The sequence below is a fragment of the Bartonella sp. W8122 genome, assembly GCF_016102485.1.
GTDB classification, from domain to species: Bacteria; Pseudomonadota; Alphaproteobacteria; order Rhizobiales; family Rhizobiaceae; genus Bartonella; species Bartonella apihabitans.
In genome coordinates this window covers 61923-82643 of record NZ_JACFOO010000002.1, presented here as the reverse complement: position 1 = coordinate 82643, position 20721 = coordinate 61923, and the positions used below count along the sequence as shown (strand labels likewise).

Here is a 20721-nt window from a genome sequence, read left to right as displayed (position 1 = left end):
ATTTATGTTTCACGAAAACAATATATCACCGGGGCTATCCTGGTATGAATTCAGTGTAGCCGAACGCCCGACCTATCCTTCTCTCCATGAAAAAAAAGACTGTGATGTCGCTATAATCGGTGGCGGCTTCACCGGACTTTCTGCAAGCTATCATCTGGCAAAAGCGGGCTTAAGTGTTGTACTTGTCGACGCGGCGCGGTTTGGTGACGGAGCGTCCGGCCGCAATGGTGGACAACTTGGAACAGGCCAGCGTCAATGGGTTGAAAAGCTTGAAAAAACACTGGGGTTCGAGCGGACAAAAGCTCTGTTTGATCTCGCTGAAGAAGCCAAGAAAGATATATTGGACTTTCAACAGAAAGGCATAATCGATCTCGATTATGTTCCAGGACAACTGTCTCTTGCTTATAAAAAACGCGAGATTGCCGCCTATCAGCAACATGTCGCCAATATGCTCCGTTACGGCTATGACAAATTGTCTTTTATGGACAGCAAGGAGACACATGAGCGTTTGGGGGCGGATTTTTATTATGGAGGAATTCGCGATACCGGTACCGGCCACATCAATCCGCTAAAACTGGTTGTCGGGCTTGCCAATCTTGCTTCGAAAGCAGGTGCGCATCTTTATGAAAAAACCCGTGCTACGGCAGTTCGGACAGAAGGCGATAAATGTATTGTTACGACCAGCGAGGGATATATCGTAGCCAAACAGGTTTTGCTTGCTACCAATGGTTATGATCTGGGTTTGCAACGTTTCGTCGAAAAATATATTGTGCCGATACGTTCCTATATCGGAGCAACAGCCCCCTTACCAATCGATAGCGAAATTTTGCGTGGTGGCGAAGCTGTTGATGATTCGCGTTTTGTTGTGCGCTATTTCAGAAAAAGTGCCGACAACCGTTTATTATTTGGAGGGGTTGAAAGCTATGACCGTTCGCTCATTGACCACCTTGCCGAACGTATTCGCGCCCAGATTATAGAGATTTTCCCGAAATTGGGGCAAATCGAACTCACCCATTGCTGGGGAGGGACAGTTGCTATTACCGTCGAACGCATGCCTTACGTTCGAAAAATTATGCCGAATGTGATTTATTGTGGCGGTTATTCCGGTCATGGTGTGATGCTGGCACCTTTTATGGGCAAGCTTTATGCAGAATCTATTCTTGGAAAGGGCGACCGGCTTTCTCTCTTCAAAGAATTGAAAATTTCTTCTTTTCCGGGTGGAACAGCATTGAAGGCGCCGCTCCTTTGGGTGGCGATGCGGTTTTTTGCCTTGATGGACCGATTCTAGAAACGTTTATTGATCATTCTCTGCTTTGAAGAATGAAGAGGCTAGCGCAAAATTGATGAACATCAATATTTGCGCTTGATTTGTGCTTGAACGCATCGAATGCACATTGTCGTCTATTGGAAACGCCTCTTGGAAGCGCCGGATTTGACAGAAAAATTGTGTTTCTCCAAAGGGGAAACGCCAGATTGCTTGTTTTTGATTGCCCGTACAATAAATTTAATGGTGAAGTAACCGGCAAATTAACAGCTTATTCAGCACCTCAAGGCATATATATCGTGATATAAGTAAGATTTACGACTAGAGGTAAAGCGTCTGAGGACTTTGGTATTTCTATGGTAAGTAAAATAATTCCTATTCCCCCGTTTGATTGCATTGTTTTTGGCGGTGCGGGCGATCTTGCCGAAAGAAAGCTCTTACCCGCACTCTATCACCGCCAATGCACAGGACAATTCAGTGAGCCGACACGCATTATCGGTACATCACGTTCGAAATTGACTGATGAAGAATATCGCAATTTTGCGCGCCAAGCGATCAAGAAACATGTTTCGGCCGCCGATATAGACAAAGGTGAAGTTGACCGTTTTCTCAAAAGACTGAGTTACGTTCCCGTTGACGCTACAAGCGATGACGGTTGGGACAAATTGAAAAAAGCAATCGAGATTTCTTCGAAAAATACGATCAGGGCTTTTTATCTGGCGGTCAGTCCGGCACTTTTCGGTAGTATTGCCGAACATTTGGGAAAAAATGGTCTGGTAACCGATGAAACCCGTATCATCGTCGAAAAACCGATTGGACGGGATCGTGAAACCGCAACCAAGCTGAACGATACATTGGCACGGGTTTTTCACGAGAAGCAGATTTTCAGAATCGACCATTATTTGGGTAAAGAGACTGTCCAGAATTTGATGGCATTGCGCTTTGCCAATGCGCTTTATGAACCATTATGGAATTCTGCCCATATCGACCATGTCCAGATAACAGTGGCCGAATCAGTCGGGCTTGAGGGGCGTGCCGGTTATTATGACAATGCGGGCGCTCTTCGCGACATGGTGCAAAACCATATGTTGCAACTTTTGTGTCTGGTTGCGATGGAACCGCCTTCAGCCAATACGGCCGATGTTGTCCGTGACGAGAAGCTTAAAGTTCTGCATTCGCTTTCCCGTATTGATAGCCATAATGTAACAACCCGCACCGTACGCGGCCAATATGAAGCCGGTGCTTCGACAAGCGGGCCTGTCGGCTCCTATCTTGATGATCTTAAAAAAGATAAAAGCAATACCGAAACATTTGTTGCTTTGAAAGTTGATATCAATAACTGGCGTTGGGCGGGAGCGCCCTTTTATTTGCGCACCGGCAAACGACTTGCGACCCGCATGTCGGAAATTGTGGTGACGTTCAAACCCATTCCTTACAATATTTTCGGCAGCGAGGCTGGTGAAGTCGTACCGAACCGGCTGGTTATCCGTTTGCAGCCTGACGAGGGTGTCAAACAATGGCTGATGATCAAGGATCCGGGGCCGGGTGGAATGCGGCTTCATCATGTGCCACTTGATATGACATTTGCCGATTCATTTCAGGTTCGCAATCCCGACGCTTATGAACGTTTATTGATGGATGCTGTACGCGGCAACCAGACATTGTTCATGCGGCGTGATGAAGTCGAAGCTGCGTGGAGTTTTGTTGATCCGATCGAAGAAGGTTGGGAAGCAACAAATATGCCGGTTCAAGGTTATACGGCAGGAACATGGGGGCCATCAAAATCGATTGCCCTGATCGAGCGGGATGGTCGCACATGGAACGACACAGTTTAGGGTATTTGTTATGAGCTTGATGGATACAAACCGGCTGAATTTCGACACGCCTTCGGCATTGGCTTCAGCTTTGGCTGATCGGGTTGCAGCGGAATTGAGTGTTGCTATTGTTGAACGCAAACAGGCAGTGCTCGCCGTATCAGGTGGTAAAACGCCAGAACTTTTTTTCCATTACCTTGCCAAGGCAGATATTGATTGGAAAAATATTCTTGTCACTCTGGTGGATGAACGTTTTGTGCCCGTGACAGATGATCGTTCCAACGAGCGTCTGGTGCGTTCAAGCCTATTACAGAATTTCGCCTCGAAAGCCCGCTTTTATGGCCTTTATAACCCGTCGATCACCGCAGAACTTGCGGCCTTTTCCGCAGCAAGTCGCATCAACGGCCTGCCGCGGCCTTTTGATGTGATCGTTCTTGGTATGGGAACCGACGGGCATACAGCCTCGTTCTTCCCGGGTGGTGACCGCTTGAAACAGGCTATTGATCCGGAATCGCGTGCGCTGGTTTTACCAATTCATGCACGTGGCTTGAAGGAAGCCCGCTTAACGCTTACATTGCCCGTTATTGTCGAAGCACGTTTTATTGCTCTTCATATTGAAGGTCAGACGAAACTCGATGTTTTCGAACGGGCTTTAGAAGACGGACCGGTTGAAGAATTGCCTATTCGTGCAGTGTTGAAAAATACACGCCATCCTGTTCAAGTCTATTGGTCGCCGAATGAAGAGGAAAAGCAGATCACGGATGGAACCCATTCGTTATTTGATACAGTTTCAGTTTAGGAGAAAGAAAGAACATGTCTCTTTCAGGCACTATTGCTGCCGTGACAGACCGGATTCGCGAACGGTCAAAGAAAAGTCGCGAAATCTATCTTGACCGGATAAACCATGCCGCACGCAATCGCCCGCGTCGCAGCTTTTTTGCCTGTGCCAATCAGGCGCACAGCTTTGCTGCCTGTGCACCGCTTGATAAAGAGCGGTTGAAAGAAGACGTTGTCGGCAATATCGGCATTATCACAGCCTATAATGATATGTTGTCCGCGCATCAGCCTTTTGAAGCTTTTCCTGAAATTATCAGGGCTGCAGCGCGCGAGGCCGGTGGTGTAGCCGAAGTTGCAAGCGGTGTTCCGGCAATGTGCGACGGCATTACCCAAGGTTATACCGGTATGGAACTGTCGCTTTTTTCACGCGATGTGATAGCAATGGCTGCTGCCGTCGGCTTGTCGCATGATGTATTTGATGCTGCACTTTATCTTGGTATTTGCGATAAAATTGTGCCGGGTCTTGTCATTGCCGCTTTGACCTTCGGGCATATTCCGGCAATTTTTGTGCCTTCAGGCCCGATGACAACCGGTCAGGGCAACGACAAAAAAGCCGAAATCCGCCAGCTTTATGCAGAAGGCAAGGTTGACCGCAAGGCATTGCTACAATCGGAAGCGACATCCTATCATGGGCCGGGAACCTGCACTTTCTATGGAACTGCCAATTCCAACCAGATGATGATGGAAATGATGGGGCTTCATATGCCGGGAGCTGCTTTCATCAACCCCAATACGCCCTTGCGCGATGCGTTGACGCGGGAAGCAACAAAGCGTGCTCTCAAAATTACCGCCCTTGGCAATGAATATACGCCGGTCGGTGCGATGATCGACGAAAGGTCATTTGTCAATGCGATTGTCGGGTTGAATGCGACTGGAGGTTCGACCAACCATACAATTCATCTGATCGCTATGGCACATGCGGCAGGTATTGATCTTACCTGGGGCGATATTGCCGAAATTTCATCGGTTGTTCCGCTTATCGCGCGCGTTTATCCCAATGGTCTTGCCGATGTGAACTATTTTCATGCCGCAGGCGGCATGGGATTTGTCATCAAACAATTGATTGAAGCGGGTCTTGTTCATGATGATGTCCGCACAGTTTTCGGCGAGGGCTTGGATGCTTATGCTACCGAACCGAAACTTGGAAGTGACGGGCAAGTTGTGCGTGAACCGGCACCGGAAAAGAGTGGCGATGAAAAAGTACTCACCGGTTGGCGGAAACCCTTCCAACCGGACGGCGGCATTCGTGTGCTTTCCGGCAATATGGGGGCTGCCATTATCAAAGTATCGGCAGTCAAACCCGAACGCTGGTTGATCGAAGCACCGGCTTTGGTTTTCAATGACCAACTGGAACTTCAAGATGCTTTCAAAGCCGGTAAACTTGATGGCAAGGATTTTGTTGCCGTTGTGCGCTATCAGGGGCCAAAAGCCAATGGTATGCCGGAATTGCATAAACTGACGACGGTTCTTGGCGTATTGCAGGATCGCGGGCAGAAGATTGCCCTTGTAACCGATGGTCGTATGTCCGGCGCATCCGGAAAAATTCCGGCTGCCATCCATGTCACACCGGAAGCACTTGATAATGGTCCGATTGCACGGTTGAAAGACGGCGATATGATCCGGCTTGATGCCAATGAGGGAACATTGACAATTCTTGTCAATGAACAGGAGTTCAACAACAGACCGATTGAACACCCTGATCTTTCAGCACATGAATTCGGTACCGGACGCGAGCTTTTCCGTGTCTTCCGCGAATTTGTCGGACGGGCCGATCAAGGGGCAAGCGTTGTCGTCGGACCTTTGCGCAAATAGCAGTTTTAAAGCTTGATAGTCATAAAAAACGCTCCGGATTTGATTGTTCCGGAGCGTTTTTTATTGATCTTCTGAAATGACATTCAGTCAGTAAATGTTTTGAAGGAAATATCGCAACCCAATCAGAATTTTGGCAATGGCAAATTATTTGCCTTGCAAGCCGCTTTCAAAGTATTTGCCATTAACATTGCAATTGTCATAGGCCCGACACCACCCGGAACAGGGGTAATGAAGCCTGCCACTTTTTCTGCGGTTTGATATTCGACATCACCGACAAGACGTGTTTTACCCTGACCTCTTTCAGGTGCAGGAATGCGGTTGATGCCGACATCAATGACCGTGGCACCGGGTTTTATCCAGTCACCTTTGATCATTTCGGGTTTACCGACCGCTGCCACGAGAATGTCGGCGCTACGGCAGACATCATCAATTTCGCGAGTGCGGCTATGGGCAATCGTTACTGTTGCATTGGCCGCAAGAAGGAGCGCTGCAACAGGTTTTCCTACGATATTCGAACGGCCGACGACCACTGCATCAAGGCCGGAAAGATCTTTACCCAAACCATGGTTGATCATGAACATAATACCGGCGGGTGTGCAGGGAATAAATGCATCTTCGATTGCACCGGTCATGAGTTTTCCGGCATTGATATAGTGGAAGCCGTCAACATCTTTATCGGGCGAAATTGTCTGGATGACATGATCAGCATTGATATGCGCCGGTAATGGCAATTGCACCAGAATGCCGTGAATATTTTTGTCTTCATTGAGTTCCTTGACAAGGGCAAGCAAATCCGACTCGCTGGTTTTTTCATCCAGTTCATATTTGTTCGATAGAAAACCGCATTCTTCGGCGCGTTTTTCCTTGGATGCAACATAAACCTTGCTGGCAGAATCCTCTCCGACAATAATCACCGCAATACCCGGTTGAATATTGTGTTGTTCACGTAAAACAGCAGTTTCCTGTTTTACCTTGGCAAGGATGTCTTCAGAAAGTTTTTTCCCGTCGATCACATTGGCCATAGAGGAATCCTTTCACTCGGCTTTTTGTTCTGCTTTAAAGCATTTTCCTGAAATAAAACAGGTCATTGTGTCAAGATTGTACGCATTTGACACAGAGGAGTTGGAAAATAGTGAGTTCGGCTGCAAGAGCAAGAGAAAATAGGCCTCCCTCCGTTAAAGCGGCCAAATAATGAGACGATGCTGTCCTACGGTAAAAATTCGAATGAAGATTCTCGCATATTTTGAGCGGACGGGAAGCTTTTTTATCAAAAAAATGTGCAAAATAAGCGTGGGGGCAAAAATTCGCGCGTTACCGGAACAGCCAAAACCCCTTATCAATGTGTTTTGCTATAAAGAAAAATTGTATGACCGGCTAAGAACACGGGGCAAAAAAATTATATGCGGTTTTTATAAAGAACCGCATATTTTTTGTTCTATTTCAGAAGCCACCCCAGAATTGGCGCAAGCAGAACATTGACAATGCCAACCATCACCATAACGAGGCCGGCAATCGACCCTTCTTGGCGCCCCATCTGGTGGGCACGGGCGACGCCTGCTCCGTGTGCCCCCATACCGAAAAGAGCACCACGTGCAAGAGACGAGCGTAGGGGCAAATATTTGACAATCACTTCACCGAGTGCAGCGCCCATAACACCCGTCAGAACAACAAAAATAGCTGTCAAATCCGGAATGCCGCCAATATCGCCCGAAACCTCCATGGCAAAAGGTGTGCTGATCGAACGCGGCATAAGACTGAGCCGCAAAGTCGGATCAAGTTGCATAAGTGTTGCAAGCCCCCAGGCCGACAACATCGAGGCAAAAGAACCGACGATGATACCGATTGTAAGAATAAACCAGTTTTTAACGATGATGCGGCGTTGCTGCCAGATTGGTACGGCAAAGGCAACGGTGACCGGCCCCAGAATAGCAACCAGCCAATGGGTAGCTTTGATGTAATGGGCGTAGTCGCCTTTAAGCAAGACGACAACAATCATCAAAAGAAGCGGTGTCACCGCCAATGGTGTGAGCCACCAATAAGAAAAACGACGGTAAAATGCTTTAGCCGCCATATAGAGAAGGATGGTAACGAGCGACCAGAAAACCGTTTTGAAAACCGGACTGGTATAAAGCTCGATATCGGCCATATATTGTTCAAGATTTGCTTCAATGTTTGACATGGCGCATTAACATCCAGCGGTAACAAAGATCTATTGTCAAGGCGGTGATACTCATAACAACAAAGGTACCCCCCAGAATGACAACCAGAATTTTAATCCCTAACAAGCCGATAAATTCTTTGTGATTGAGTAGGGCAAGAACGGCTGGAACAAAAAACAGGAGCATTTCGGCAATGAGCCAATCGGCACCGCGTTTCATGCTTAATATGCTGAGTTTGTGGCTAGCTAGCGCAAGAAGTGCGAGGACCATACCGATAATGGCGCCCGGAATCGGTAGGTTCAGTGCCCAGGTAATGACCTCGCCACCAATCCAGAATGCGCACAAAAGTCCCATCTGTGCATATATGTTGCGATGGAAAAGCCGGCGTGTTTGAATAGAGAGACGATGTATCATTTAATTTACTCCTGACAAAACGTTAGATAAGTGATGCTGTGTCATTCGTAAAATGAATTGAATTCATGATGACTATTCTGATATAGAATAGTCATGCAAATTAGAACACTTGAAGCCTTTGTTGAAATTATACGCCAGAACGGCTTTTCCTCGGCCGCGAAAGTTTTGAACTCGACGCAATCGACGATCAGTAAATCTCTGGCCCAGCTTGAAAGACAGTATGGAACCAAATTAATCAATCGAAACAAAGGAAAAATGCAGCTTACAGCGGCGGGCGAATATGTCTTACGTCATGCCCAACGAATTCTTGCCGAAGAATCGGCAATGGAACGCGAGATCGCCGAATTGAAGGGGCTAAAACGGGGTATTTTGAAAATAGGACTTCCCCCTATTGGCAGTTCGGAGCTTTTTGCTCCGGTTCTTGCCCGCTATACGTCTTCGCATCCGCAGATTGATATCAATATAGTCGAACACGGGAGCAAAAAACTGGAAGAGCTGGTGCGGCAGGGCGAAATCGAACTTGCCGGTTCTCTGGTACCAATTGCGAATGGCTTCGATTATCAGGATGTTCGTAATGATCCTGTTGTTGCCTTAATGCCGGCCAGTCTTGCCGGAGAGCGAACCACAATCACAGCCAAAGAACTTGTTGAATATCCGTTTGTGCTTTTTGCCAGTCAATTCGCTTTGACACCGCTTGTTATTGAAACATTTCATAAAAAAGGACTGTCACCAATCGTTTCGGCGCGCTCGAGTCAGATCGACTTTTTATTTGGGTTGGTGGCAGCGGGAATGGGGGTTGGTTTTTTACCCCGTATGATTGCGGAAAAACGGAATGTCAAAAATGTCAAAATGGTTGAAATGACCGACACAATTATTGAATGGCATATGGCATTGATTTGGCGTAGCAATAGTCACCTTTCCTATGCGGCTCGCGAATGGTTGCGGCTGTCGGGTGAATATCATGACGAAACATTAAAGGTAAATAACAGCGTAAAATCATGAGCCGTTTTTTCCAGAAACCAAGAAAAAAAAGGTGTAGAAGCAACATAGTGTAAAATTCTCTTAAAATATCGGCGAATAGTTCTTGCGTCTAACAATTAAATTTCTATTATCCTGCCATTTAAAACAGTAAATTACCGCTTGTGTGCGATCATTTAAAAGCGGGGACGTAAAGCGTCAAACTTGGGAATGGCTTTATGGGTACTCAAAAAAGACGACTCATCGTTGTTGGAAATGCCGATTTACCGAGAGATTTGTCGGAAGAGATAGATAGCGCAGACTATGTTTTACGCTTCAATCGTCCCAGACTTCTTGACGGCTGGAGTGGTTCAAAGACCAGTTGTCTGATGATGTGCAACTCCGGCAAGCCAATGCAGCAGAAACTTGAAGATCATTCTTTTCTGGAATACAAATTTTTTAAACAGGCAGAGCTCATTACACTGGTCTATCATCCCTATATTATGAAGACTTATTTTGCACGTCCCCGCCTGAGCTCGCGATTATTAAAACACCGAAGGCTCGACTGGACCGATAAGGCTATCAAAGTTTTTGGCGGGGCGAGCAAGGATGTGGTGATAAAATCCGCGCAGTTCTATCTTGAAGCTTGTGCTGAAATCGGCATTGAAGGCAATAAACTAAAGGAATGGTTTCCATCGACCGGCTATCTCGGCATTTGGGATTGTTTGAAACAGTTCGATTTGTCGGAATGGGAAATTTTTATCTGCGGTTTTACCTGGCAGGGGTGGAAGCACCATGCCTGGTCAACAGAAGAAAAATGGGTGCGTGAGCGTATAGACGATGGAACTTGCCATTTCTTGTAACAAGCGTGATTGATCGCCGTTGTTTTCTTTTCATGCAATCCGTATTATGACAAAAAACTTGTCGGTTCCGCTGTCGGATTTTCAGGATAACTATGAACGGTTCATTAAAAACCATTAAAGCACTTGTTATTCATCTTGAACGGGCAAATGAACGGGAAAGTCAGGTAGCGCTTTTGAAGAAATATCTCCCATGTCCGACAATTGTTTTAAATGCGATAGATAGTCTTTCTCTGGATGATCAAACAATTCATCGCTTTTATCAAAAAAAGCTCTATCGTCCTTATTATCCTTTCACATTATCAAAAAATGAAATTGCGTGTTTTTTATCCCACAGGCTCGCCTGGCAAAAAATAATTGATGAGAGGTTAGATGCCGGTTTTGTGGTTGAAGACGATGTTGCCCTCGACGAGCGATTTTATGAAGTTTTCCGTTTCGCAGTTGAGAACAGTAATTGCGACAGTTTCATCCGTTTTCCTTTCCGGTTGCGCGAGACCGGTAAAATAATTGCCGAAAAAGATGACATTAAACTGATCAGGCCAACAGAAACCGGTTTGGGGCAGGTTGCCCAGCTTGTCGGGCGCAATGCCGCCAAGAAACTTCTTGATGCAACCGGAATATTCGATCGGCCGGTCGACACAAGCGAGCAACTTTATTGGAAAACCGGTGTTCATCCGGAGGTTATTTTACCTCCGGTGGTTCGTGAAATTTCTGCAAAACTAGGCGGCTCGACAATAAAAAGTAAACATTCATTTTTTGCCCGCCTTTATCGTGAAATCGCACGTCCGCTTTATCGGCATCGTATCAGGGCTTTATCAAAACGTCAGGAAGGTTGAGATGGCTGTCCCCATTCTTCTTTATCATCACATTGGAATGCCACCCAAAGCGGGAATTCCGGGGCGCTCGAATTATGTAACTGTTAAAAATTTTGCCAAACAGATGCGTGTTCTGAAATGGCTTGGCTTTAAAGGTTTGTCTCTCAAAGAGGCAATGCCCTATATTCGGGGTGAGAAAAAAGACAGAGTTGCAGCCATTACATTCGACGACGGTTTTTTATCTGTCTATCAGGATGCTATGCCTATCCTCGACGAATTGGGGTTCAGTGCCACGAATTTTTTTGTCTCGTCGCATATGGGGCTTGATAATTCGTGGGATAACGAGCGTTCGGAACGCAATAAAATCATGACATTTGATGAAATGAGAGACTGGGCCGCCCATGGACATGAAGTGGGAGGCCACACGAATGACCACCTGCATTTGAAAGATATTCCACTTCAAGAAGCAAAACGTCAGATCGTCGAAAACAAGCAAAAGCTCGAGGAGGAGCTCGGGGCGCCGCTTGTCTCTTTTGCCTATCCATTTGGCGATGAAAATGAAGCAATACGCAAAATAGTGCACGATGCCGGTTATCATTTTGCTGTAACAACCATCAAATCACGGGCACGTGGAAATGAAGGGGATTACGAACTGCCAAGACACAGTATTCGCCGCAATGACACAATTTTGCATTTTTTAGCCAAATGTCTATTGCGCTAACCAAATGTTTATTAAGCTAAGCGGGGCATAAAGGCGGGTTTTTAACCATTGTTGTTGTCGTGCGGTCAAAATTCATCTAAAAAAATGCCGGGCAAAAAGACCCGGCAAAAATTTAAACAAGGGCATTTCAGAAACAAGCTTTTCACTGGAAGCCGAAATGTAATTCGGTTTTATTCTTTTATGGTTAATAGAGAGTAAAGGGACGAGGTGCACAAAAAAATCGTAAAATATGTCGGCGCTCTGATTTTTTTGCTGGTTATTGTCGGCGTGGCAATTTTCCTGTTATTGCCGCTTGTCGTCTCGACCGATGCTATCCGGATTCGTCTGGCGCAGGATCTCAGTGCCTGGACCGGCTATAATGTGCAATTGCGTGAAGCTCCGCACCTTGATCTTTTTCCCTATCCCAAAGCGTCACTTTCCGGCGTTACGCTCACGCCGATGAATGATGAAGCCGCTCCACTTATGGAGGCGGAGCGTATCGAGGTCGATTTATCACTCTTTGATGCTTTACTCGGGCATATTTCGTTTTCGCAGACCCGCATCATCAATCCGCATTTTGTTATGGAAGAACCGGTCAAAACAGTTGCGGATTTTTTCGACACTCTTTCCCGTTCGCAGGGAAGTCTAGGATCAGCGGTTCGTGAAGCGCGCGAAATTGTGGAAAAAAATCCCGATCATCCGGATACGACACGCCTTCTCAACCAGCCTTTCGGCAGGATTGTTATTGAAAATGGCGAACTCCTTTATCGCAAAAGTCTTGGCGGGATGGCTGAAAAAATCACTGCTCTTAATGCCGTTGTCGAATGGCCCGAATCAACGAGGGCAGCAAGTTTTCGCGCCAACGCGTTATGGCACGGGCAGGCGACCGATTTACGTATCGATGCTATGCAGGCGCTGATATTGTTGTCCGGCGGTACGAGTGATCTCAGAGCCAGTCTCAATTCTTTAAGTGGCGGTATTACGTTTGAAGGAAAAGGGCGGCTTTCGGACAATTATATTTTCGACGGCAGGCTTTCCGCCCGCTCGCCAGGCTGGAACAAAACTCTGGATTGGTTGGGCTATCACCAGTTGTTGGGACAGGGCTTGAAGGCCCCGCTGGTTTGGGAATCGGATTTTTCAGCCCAACCCGGACATATGCAATTCAATAATGTTATTTTCAGTTTTGACAAGGACAATGCACGTGGCGCTTTGGCTACCGGCTATCAGGACGACTTACCGCTTGTCAGTGGATCTCTTGCTTTTGATAGGCTCAATCTTGATACATTGATTGCGACGTTTTTTCCTGATGAAGAGAAAAACGAATTTCTTGATCTTTCTGTTCTTGACCGCATCGGCCTTGATATACGGATGTCGGCACCGGAAGCAAAACTCGGCAATGTCACTCTCAATAATCTTGCCGCCGCTATCCAGATCAGAAACGGAAAAGGCATATTCGATCTTGGCAATGCCAATGCTTTTGGCGGGGCCATACAATCAAATATCCAGATCAGTCGCGATAATAACAAAGCCGGTATTGAAGGGCGCATATCGGGAAACTCGCTTGATCTCCAGTCAATAGCACAAGCTTTTGAGCGTCCCTTTCCGGTTATTGCCAAAACCGGTTTCATATTGACAATGCATGCGCCCTTCACCCGTTGGCCGGACGTACTTTCCAAAATGCAGGGGCATTTGACGTTGAATATGTCATCGGGCACTCTTAAAGGTTATGACATTCATTCGATCCGGAGAGCCATAAGCTCTGACGATAAAACCCACATAGAAAAATCCGATAATGTTTCCACCGGTTTCGACCGCTGGGATATCGAATCAACCATTACCGATGAAAATCTGCTTATCGACAAATCTTCTATGTTTATCGGCAATTGGCGACTTTTGGCAAAAGGAAAAGCCGATCTGCAAAATGATGGGGTTAAGAAAAAGGGCTATCAGATCAAGCTTCATTCGGTACTTGAAAAAGTTCCTCGTTCCGATGCCTCGTGTCAGGATGTCACCTGCGTTGCAAATAGCTTGGTTAAACCTTTGAATTTCTTGTTATCAGGAAATGGTTTTCCTGATGACGGGATTGATCTTATAAAAGATGACGAAATCGATGAAGATCGATAAACCGCACTATTGGGCCTTTTGAAGGCTTTTTTACTGAATTGGCGGGACAAAAAATGGTAAAACTTTTGGCACTCTCTGTCGGACCGATCAAGTCTATCGGGCCTGACAACTTACAAAGCGGAATCGACAAAAAACCGGTCGATAGGCCGCTTTTACTCACCAAAACCGGCTTTATCGGTGATGAGCAGGCAGACAAGAAACATCATGGAGGTCTAGAAAAGGCAGTTCATCATTATGATTTCGACCATTATGCATATTGGAAGAAAGAATTGGGGCATAAAGCGGTGTTTGACACGCCGACAGCGTTTGGAGAAAACCTTTCAACGTCAGGCGTGAGTGAAAAAAATATCGCGGTTGGCGATATATTCCGGTTAGGCAAGGCAATCATTGAGGTTTCTCAAGGAAGACAACCGTGTTTTCGGCTCAATGTGAGGTTCGGTATAGCCGATATGTCACTGCGCACACAAAAGAGCGGGCGAACAGGCTGGTATTATCGTGTTTTAGAGGAGGGTGAAATAACTCTGCAAGACGAGCTTGAACTCCTCGAACGACGTCACGAAGATTGGACTATTTATCGGATATGGAAGGCTTTTTACGTGACACGCAATGATTATGATGAATTATCACAAATTGCGTCCCTTGAAGAATTATCACCGAGCTGGCGATCTCTTGCGCAAAAAAGACTGGACAGTCACCAGATTGAAGACTGGACAAAAAGATTGACCGGAATAGCTTGAATAACAGTCAAGCGATGAGCCAATTAAAAATATCCGAGAGGCCTATTTTCCCTTTCACATTTTCGGGTGGAGCTTTCCCGTATCTGTCAGCTCCGGTTAAAGAAGGGAGAAAGAATAGCAAAATTGTCCGATTTTACGCTCTGTAAAATAGAAAAATTGTCAAATTTTGCATATGGCTATCATCCCGATAGTTGCCGTTATTGAATTTCATCATGGAGAGACCCTGATCGAGTGAGCTTATGCGATAAAGATTTCCTATTTCGATATTAAAAAATCTGAACAAATCGTTTTTCGAAAGTTTTTGTGAAACCGGTTCGACTTTTTTGAGCTACAGTAAAAGAAATAGGAGGGGCACAGGCTCGCAAATCTGCTTCATATCATGGACCGGTGCGTAAGCCTGAAAATTTCATTTTATGAAATTATAAAATAATATTTTATTGAAACAATTTTCTTTAAATATAGATTGCCAATGATGATGGAAAAGGTGTAAAAATAATTTTATAAATAGATTGTTTTTATTTTATTTTTTAATCATTTTTGACGAATAATTAAGAAAATTCTTGTTTTTTAAAAATAAAATATGGCTATCAATTTTATTTGTTATGAAAAAGCTTTTTTCCCTTGCTGTCAATTCAAGGGATTATGCATTATGATGACCATTGAAGAATAATCCATATGCGTTGCTAACGCATGTGGAGCGAAGTTCATTTTAACAGGAGATTCAAGGACAATAGATGCCAGAATTATCACAAAAAATATCGGTTCCCTTGCTTAAGATGAATGATGGCTTGTCCATTCCACAATTGGGCTTCGGGGTTTTTAAAATTCCCGAACAAGATACCAGAGATGCTGTTAAACAGGCAATAAAGACAGGCTACCGGCACATTGATACAGCCAAAGCTTATGACAATGAAAAAGGTGTCGGGCTTGGTGTTGCTGATTCAGGTATCGAACGCAAAAATATTTTTATTACCACCAAAGTGTGGAATAGCGACCAAGGCTATGACAATACGATGCGCGCTTTTGAAGAAAGTGCCAAACGGCTCAATATGAATGCAATTGATCTCTATCTTATTCATTGGCCGTTGCCAGCGCGTGATCTTTTTGTAGAAACGTGGAAAGCTTTGATCAGGCTCAAACAGGAAAACCGCGTTCGTTCAATCGGCGTTTGCAATTTCCGTATTGTCGATCTTGAGCGCCTCATCAAGGAAACCGGTGTTGCTCCCGCGGTCAATCAGGTGGAATTGCACCCGCATTTTCAACAAAAGCAATTACGCATATTTCACGACAAGAATAATATATTGACAGAAGCATGGGCACCACTCGGTCGGGGGCAATTTTTTGATGATCCGGTGTTGAAAAAGATTGCCGATGAACATCATAAGACTGTCGCACAAATTATTTTGCGTTGGCATATCGAAATGGGCACAATCGCTATTCCGAAATCGCAATCACCGGAACGTATGGCCGAGAATTTCAATATATTCGACTTTGCGCTTACCGCTGCCAATCATGACGCGATTGCAGCCCTTGATAAAGTCGATGGCCGATTGGGACCAAATCCGGCCGAATTTCAAGGTTGAAATTTCCACTGTATTGACATGATAAAAGTGGCGCCTTTTGTGGCGCCGCTTTATTAAACGGGGTTTAACGGGCTTAAATATCGTTGTTTCTGCTGTTTTGCCGTTATCCGTATTCGTAGTGTTTTTTACCAAAAAATTGTCTGAATAGATTCTTCCTGCTTACGAATGCTCTTTCGTATTTCGTTTTTTCCGCTTAGGGGAAGGAAGGAACAGAAAAGTCGGAATTTTTAAGCACTATGTTGCTATTCGTGCTGAATATCCATAAGCGTTATCTCTTTTGTGGGGGGCTGTACTGTTACCGATTGGCTCCGGTGATACGGAGATTAACCTGAAGCAAGCACGGACGAGCCTGAAACGGCTTTGGAAAAAGGGCATAAATTCAAAAGGCTATTTCAAAACCGTAATAGGGGTTCTAACGAGACAGCATAGTGTTGTGATGAAAAAATGTAACCGGAAATGTGGGAAGCGGGAGCTTTCTATCTGCGGTTTTGAAAAAATCGTCTCATAAATATAGACAGCGCTATCTGAACGTTCAGCCACACAATCCGAATTTGTTATACCCGTTCATTCAATCTTGCTTGCCTGTAGGTCCAAGCTTGAGCGGTCGTGGCTTAGATCTTCTTATCGAGGGGAATTTATTATTCCGGATGGGGAGTGACGATCGTTTTCATCAGGATTTTCTCAAAACGAAAAGACAAATACGAAGATCAAGCGCGATATATGAAAAAGAAGGGGCCAGAAGGCCCCTTTTTCAAACTCTCTTCATCCGGATAGAGTTCATTCCGGAAATTCATTTCGTCATTGGTGCATGGTGTTGTGAACACCATAGCCGTCTTTGGTCATAAATTCGTTATTTCCGGCACCTACCGAACCAATACCTGCAGCGACAACAATAAATGTGAAAAGAGCTGCAACAGTCACCAGAGTGGCTCTCTTGGCTGACATTTTATCTCTCCGATCAAATGTGATTAGTAAATATCAAATTGTGTGTTGTCATATAGCGAAGTTTATTTTTCGACAATGAAAGAACAGCACTTTGACAAACCTTTTTCATGATTAAAGTAAAAAAAAGTTAAATCTGTTGCAGTTAAGTGACGAAAAATCTTGACGAAAATAAACCGGTTATTGCTTCTTTTCTTCAATAGCGACACTGATCGTACGCCCCGATACCAAATGGACACTGTCAGGGACCGGATCAAGCTTGATACGGACCGGTATACGTTGGGCAAGGCGAACCCAGTTGAAAGTTGGTGCAACATTGGCAAGAAGGCTTGTCGTCTGTGTGCGTTCACGGTCTTCAATGCCGGCTGCAAACCCTTCAACAACACCGGTCAAAACAGTGCTTGAGCCCATAATGTGGATCGTTGCACGACTGCCGATGCGAATGCGGTCGAGTTTATTTTCTTCAAAATATCCGGAAGCATAAAACGAATCGGAATCGACAAGCGCGGTGACCGGTTTACCTTGCGTGACATATTCTCCAGGTCGAAGCGAGAAATTGGTCAGTTTGCCATTGACAGCAGCACGAACTGTCGAGCGTTCAAGGTCAAGCTTTGCTGTATCGAGCTGGACGATTGCCTTACGCAAAGTGGCGGCAGTTTGTAATTCCTGCATAGCGGCCGTTTCCAATTGTTGGCGGGTGATGGTTTTGTCATCAAGTTTCTGGTCGCGTTCAAGGTCGCGTTTTGCCTGATCGTGAGCAGCTTTTGCATTGTCAACCATCGCTTGAGCATCTTCCAGAGCCAAAGAAAAACGTGCCTGATCAATCGTGAAAAGAACATCGCCCTTTTTGACCTGTTGGTTATCAACCACATGGACCTCAGTTACAAAACCGGAAACATCAGGTGCGACACGAACAACATCGGCACTGATTTTACCGTCTCTCGTCCATGGGTCGTTCATGTAGTAGTTCCATAACTGCCAGAGGAGGAGGCCGGCCACCAGAGCCATGACAAGGGTGAAAAATATACGACCGGAATTGGCTATAAGCTTGTTCATATCCGTTAAATCCGCGTTACAATGAAAGAAAGAATACTCAAAATGATGAAATAACTTGCTGCGGCAAACAGCGCATGGTGCCAGATAAAGCGTTCCAGCCCTTTTCGTAAGATGAAACGTTGGAGGGCAACATTCAAGAAGTAGCTGACAAGTGCCAGAATTCCGATTGTCGGAATATAGACACCATAAATATCGACCTCAGGGTTCATGAGTCATGTCCTTTGAAAATTGGAGGCAAGACTGCTTTGTAAGGTTCGGCATCACCAAACAAATTTTGCCGCAAACCGGTTAATGCAAACGAGATTTTCTGGTGATCTTCAGAATCAGGCAGAGCAAGCGTCCAATCAAGTGTTGTGTCTATTGCTTCCAGCAATTCTTTGCCATCTGGTACATCGGTACTGTTGATTTTTACACGGTAATAGAATGCTAGTTCCTCCAGAACATTGGCAAGATTTTGGCGATTGGTCGGTCCTTGCGATTCTTTTAAGTGTTGCAGTTCGATTGTATCAAGCCCGACACGCACATCTTTGAGAATGTCGGTCTGGCGAACCGGTGAATGAATCGGTATCAGGGCATAACGGGGTGCAATCAGTCCATAGCGGTAAAGCATGCGGTGCAAAAGTTCGTTATAGGCTTTGGTGTCTGTAGGTCTTTCCGCCACTTCGATAATGTCGTTCCAGCTTGCACGAATGAGACGAAATGCACTCCATTCGGCTCCAACAGAACGGACAATGGAAGCTGTTGCGGCTGCAACAATAATTCCCAGAATCATTGCCGTGTTGATATTGATAAAATTATAAAAATCGCCGCTCAAGCGGGATTGCAGCAATAACAGATTGGGCAGGTTCACCGCCATTGTCATGCCCATGGCAAATTTTGACGGAATAGCCATCATGACACCAGCAGGTATCAGCACAAGTGCCAGACTAAGCATGAGCGGCAAATAGCCGTCGACAAGCGGTAAAAGACCGAATTGAAGAACAAAGGCAATGACAAGAACAAGAAGAATTTGCTTGAGCATTCCGCGAATTGCAGGAACAGGATCATCTTTCGTTGCAAAAAGGCTGCTGAAAATACCGGTCATCATGGCAGCGGTTGCGCCTTGTGTCCATTCTGTCATACGCCACAAAGTAACAGTAATAAAAATGGCAAGGATTGCAGAAAAAGCTGAAAGAAACGCAATGCCGAAATCGTAGTGAATCGATCTTACTTCGCCTAAAAAATCGAAACGGTGCCAACGCAATTTATGTTGGGTGCCGTTGACGATGTCATTGCGCAAATGCAGACAGTCGGAATAGATTTCCATAATATCGACAAGGCGCAATGTCAGATTGCGTGAAACGAGATCAAGCCACACTTTCGAGCGGCCAATATCATCCAATACGGATTGCTTCAAAGCTTTGATACGGGCAATGCCTTCCGGCTTCATCGGTTCATGGGTTTGTAACCATGCAGATGTTTCCCCGATAAGTTCGTCAAGTTTGGTGTTGTTGCTCTTGCCGCCACATTGCTCGTCGAGCAATTTGTTGCGCTGGTTGATGAGATCGTTACAGCTTGCCACCATTGGCAGCAACGAGACCATGCGGCTTTGTAGCACACGCATTGCGTTCACTGTCGATGGCAATGTGGAGGAGTCATAAGTGACATGGGTGGTAAAAGCGCGCAAATCGACAGCATCAATTGCGAGTTTTTGGCGCCTTTGCAATGCGTCTTCGCTTTTGCCTTGTCCTTTAATATACATAATGGCAAGGTCGGCGCTGTTTTTCAGCCATTTGTCGATACGCTCGGCAAGAACCGGCCCTGCATGACGGGGAAAAACAAGGCGGCCGACAAGCGCGGCAGAAATGATGCCGACGCCGATTTCTTCAACACGACTTGCCGAATAATCAAAAACGGTTTCCGGCGCGTCAACAACCATAAATCCGATAATGCCGACGCTATAGCCGGCAAGCATGGAAACATAAGCGCGCGGGCTGCGATCCAATACACTGACAAACAAACAACCGCCAAGCCAGAGAGCGAGCCCCAAAGTTGTGAGTTCCGGCGAGGGGATAAGATGCGGTATAATAATGACTGTCGCCATACCGCCGATTGCGGTACCGAGAAGTCGATAAAAGGCTTTTGATGTCAAAGCGCCCGACAAAGGATGGGCAACAATATAGACGGCTGTAATTGTCCAATAGGGGTTGGGAAGATCACACAAAAAGGCGATATAGAGAGCCAAACCCGCCGCTGCGATAGTTTTTAACGAGAATACGACATCCCATACAGTCGGTTGTTTTACGCTAACAGTCATATATTTTCAAACAAACACAATAAGCGGGCAAAAAGACAATTCTCCTTTGTCCGGAATAACACTATAAAGCTGCTTTCCTACGAGATCACCAATTTGACAGCGTTGAGAGAAGGTAGTTTCTTCTCATATTTAGTTTTATTTTTAGAAAGTTTCTAGTCACCTTTCTGTAAAAAGTGACTACGAATTTTGATACGCACGCGATATTGTTGATCTTGATTTTTCAAAATAGCCGGAAAACCGGCTTGAATGTTCAAATCGGGCGGATATTTCATAAAGCTTATAAAGCGTGGATAAACAGGACATCGTCAGGCCATTCCCGAATTTAAACCGAATTTAAAAAAGAAATGTCAG

The 20721-nt window shown here is 45.5% G+C and carries 18 protein-coding genes; 11 read left to right on the top strand and 7 right to left on the bottom strand.

What is annotated here, in order from left to right; all coding sequences use genetic code 11:
• Positions 1-4 precede the first annotated feature (4 nt).
• The 4 genes from H3S83_RS10540 (at position 5) to edd (ending at position 5727) form a co-directional block, all read left to right on the top strand.
• Positions 5-1288: an FAD-binding oxidoreductase gene (locus tag H3S83_RS10540; RefSeq protein WP_198239759.1), complete on the top strand. Its 1284-nt coding sequence runs from the start codon at positions 5-7 to the stop codon at positions 1286-1288.
• 332 nt (positions 1289-1620) lie between these two features.
• Positions 1621-3099 carry a glucose-6-phosphate dehydrogenase gene (zwf, locus tag H3S83_RS10535; RefSeq protein ID WP_198239758.1) on the top strand — a complete coding sequence of 493 codons (1479 nt, stop codon included), beginning with the start codon at positions 1621-1623 and terminating at the stop codon, positions 3097-3099.
• Positions 3100-3109: 10 nt separating this feature from the next.
• Positions 3110-3877, top strand: a complete 768-nt coding sequence (gene pgl, locus H3S83_RS10530) for a 6-phosphogluconolactonase (RefSeq protein ID WP_077972815.1) — start codon at positions 3110-3112, stop codon at positions 3875-3877.
• A gap of 14 nt (positions 3878-3891) precedes the next feature.
• Positions 3892-5727 (top strand): phosphogluconate dehydratase, encoded by a 1836-nt coding sequence (gene edd, locus H3S83_RS10525; RefSeq protein WP_198239757.1) that lies wholly within the window; start codon positions 3892-3894, stop codon positions 5725-5727.
• A 122-nt stretch (positions 5728-5849) separates the two neighbouring features.
• On the opposite strand, the gene folD is transcribed toward edd, so the two are convergent.
• From folD to H3S83_RS10510, 3 genes are all read right to left on the bottom strand, one after another.
• The gene (folD, locus tag H3S83_RS10520; protein WP_078040060.1) at positions 5850-6749 is read right to left on the bottom strand and encodes a bifunctional methylenetetrahydrofolate dehydrogenase/methenyltetrahydrofolate cyclohydrolase FolD; all 900 of its coding nucleotides are present in this window, start codon (positions 6747-6749) and stop codon (positions 5850-5852) included.
• Between the two features lie 413 nt (positions 6750-7162).
• Positions 7163-7873: an LrgB family protein gene (locus H3S83_RS10515; RefSeq protein ID WP_077973636.1), complete on the bottom strand. Its 711-nt coding sequence runs from the start codon at positions 7871-7873 to the stop codon at positions 7163-7165.
• Positions 7874-7892: 19 nt separating this feature from the next.
• Entirely contained in the window at positions 7893-8300 is a 408-nt protein-coding gene (locus H3S83_RS10510) for a CidA/LrgA family protein (protein WP_198239756.1), read from the bottom strand.
• A 93-nt stretch (positions 8301-8393) separates the two neighbouring features.
• Between H3S83_RS10510 and H3S83_RS10505 the strand changes: the two genes are divergently transcribed.
• The 7 genes from H3S83_RS10505 (at position 8394) to H3S83_RS10475 (ending at position 16076) form a co-directional block, all read left to right on the top strand.
• Positions 8394-9302 (top strand): LysR family transcriptional regulator, encoded by a 909-nt coding sequence (locus H3S83_RS10505; RefSeq protein ID WP_198239755.1) that lies wholly within the window; start codon positions 8394-8396, stop codon positions 9300-9302.
• 194 nt (positions 9303-9496) lie between these two features.
• Complete coding sequence (locus tag H3S83_RS10500; RefSeq protein ID WP_198239754.1) at positions 9497-10120, top strand: glycosyltransferase family 29 protein; 624 nt, start codon at positions 9497-9499, stop codon at positions 10118-10120.
• Between the two features lie 92 nt (positions 10121-10212).
• Positions 10213-10953, top strand: coding sequence for a glycosyltransferase family 25 protein (locus tag H3S83_RS10495; RefSeq protein ID WP_198239753.1), 741 nt, complete (start codon positions 10213-10215; stop codon positions 10951-10953).
• 1 nt (position 10954) lies between these two features.
• Positions 10955-11653, top strand: a complete 699-nt coding sequence (locus H3S83_RS10490; protein WP_198239752.1) for a polysaccharide deacetylase family protein — start codon at positions 10955-10957, stop codon at positions 11651-11653.
• A gap of 207 nt (positions 11654-11860) precedes the next feature.
• Positions 11861-13756 carry an AsmA family protein gene (locus H3S83_RS11730; RefSeq protein ID WP_198239751.1) on the top strand — a complete coding sequence of 632 codons (1896 nt, stop codon included), beginning with the start codon at positions 11861-11863 and terminating at the stop codon, positions 13754-13756.
• 53 nt (positions 13757-13809) lie between these two features.
• Complete coding sequence (locus H3S83_RS10480) at positions 13810-14493, top strand: MOSC domain-containing protein (RefSeq protein WP_198239750.1); 684 nt, start codon at positions 13810-13812, stop codon at positions 14491-14493.
• Positions 14494-15248: 755 nt separating this feature from the next.
• Positions 15249-16076, top strand: coding sequence for an aldo/keto reductase (locus H3S83_RS10475; RefSeq protein WP_078040453.1), 828 nt, complete (start codon positions 15249-15251; stop codon positions 16074-16076).
• 798 nt (positions 16077-16874) lie between these two features.
• On the opposite strand, the gene H3S83_RS10470 is transcribed toward H3S83_RS10475, so the two are convergent.
• The 4 genes from H3S83_RS10470 to H3S83_RS10455 form a co-directional block, all read right to left on the bottom strand.
• Positions 16875-17021, bottom strand: a complete 147-nt coding sequence (locus H3S83_RS10470; RefSeq protein ID WP_188317729.1) for a hypothetical protein — start codon at positions 17019-17021, stop codon at positions 16875-16877.
• Between the two features lie 177 nt (positions 17022-17198).
• The gene (locus H3S83_RS10465; RefSeq protein WP_198225876.1) at positions 17199-18074 is read right to left on the bottom strand and encodes an HlyD family secretion protein; all 876 of its coding nucleotides are present in this window, start codon (positions 18072-18074) and stop codon (positions 17199-17201) included.
• A 5-nt stretch (positions 18075-18079) separates the two neighbouring features.
• Complete coding sequence (locus tag H3S83_RS10460) at positions 18080-18283, bottom strand: DUF1656 domain-containing protein (protein WP_077972790.1); 204 nt, start codon at positions 18281-18283, stop codon at positions 18080-18082.
• Positions 18280-20370 (bottom strand): FUSC family protein, encoded by a 2091-nt coding sequence (locus H3S83_RS10455; protein WP_198225877.1) that lies wholly within the window; start codon positions 20368-20370, stop codon positions 18280-18282. Before H3S83_RS10455 ends, H3S83_RS10460 begins: the two co-directional genes overlap by 4 nt.
• Positions 20371-20721 lie beyond the last annotated feature (351 nt).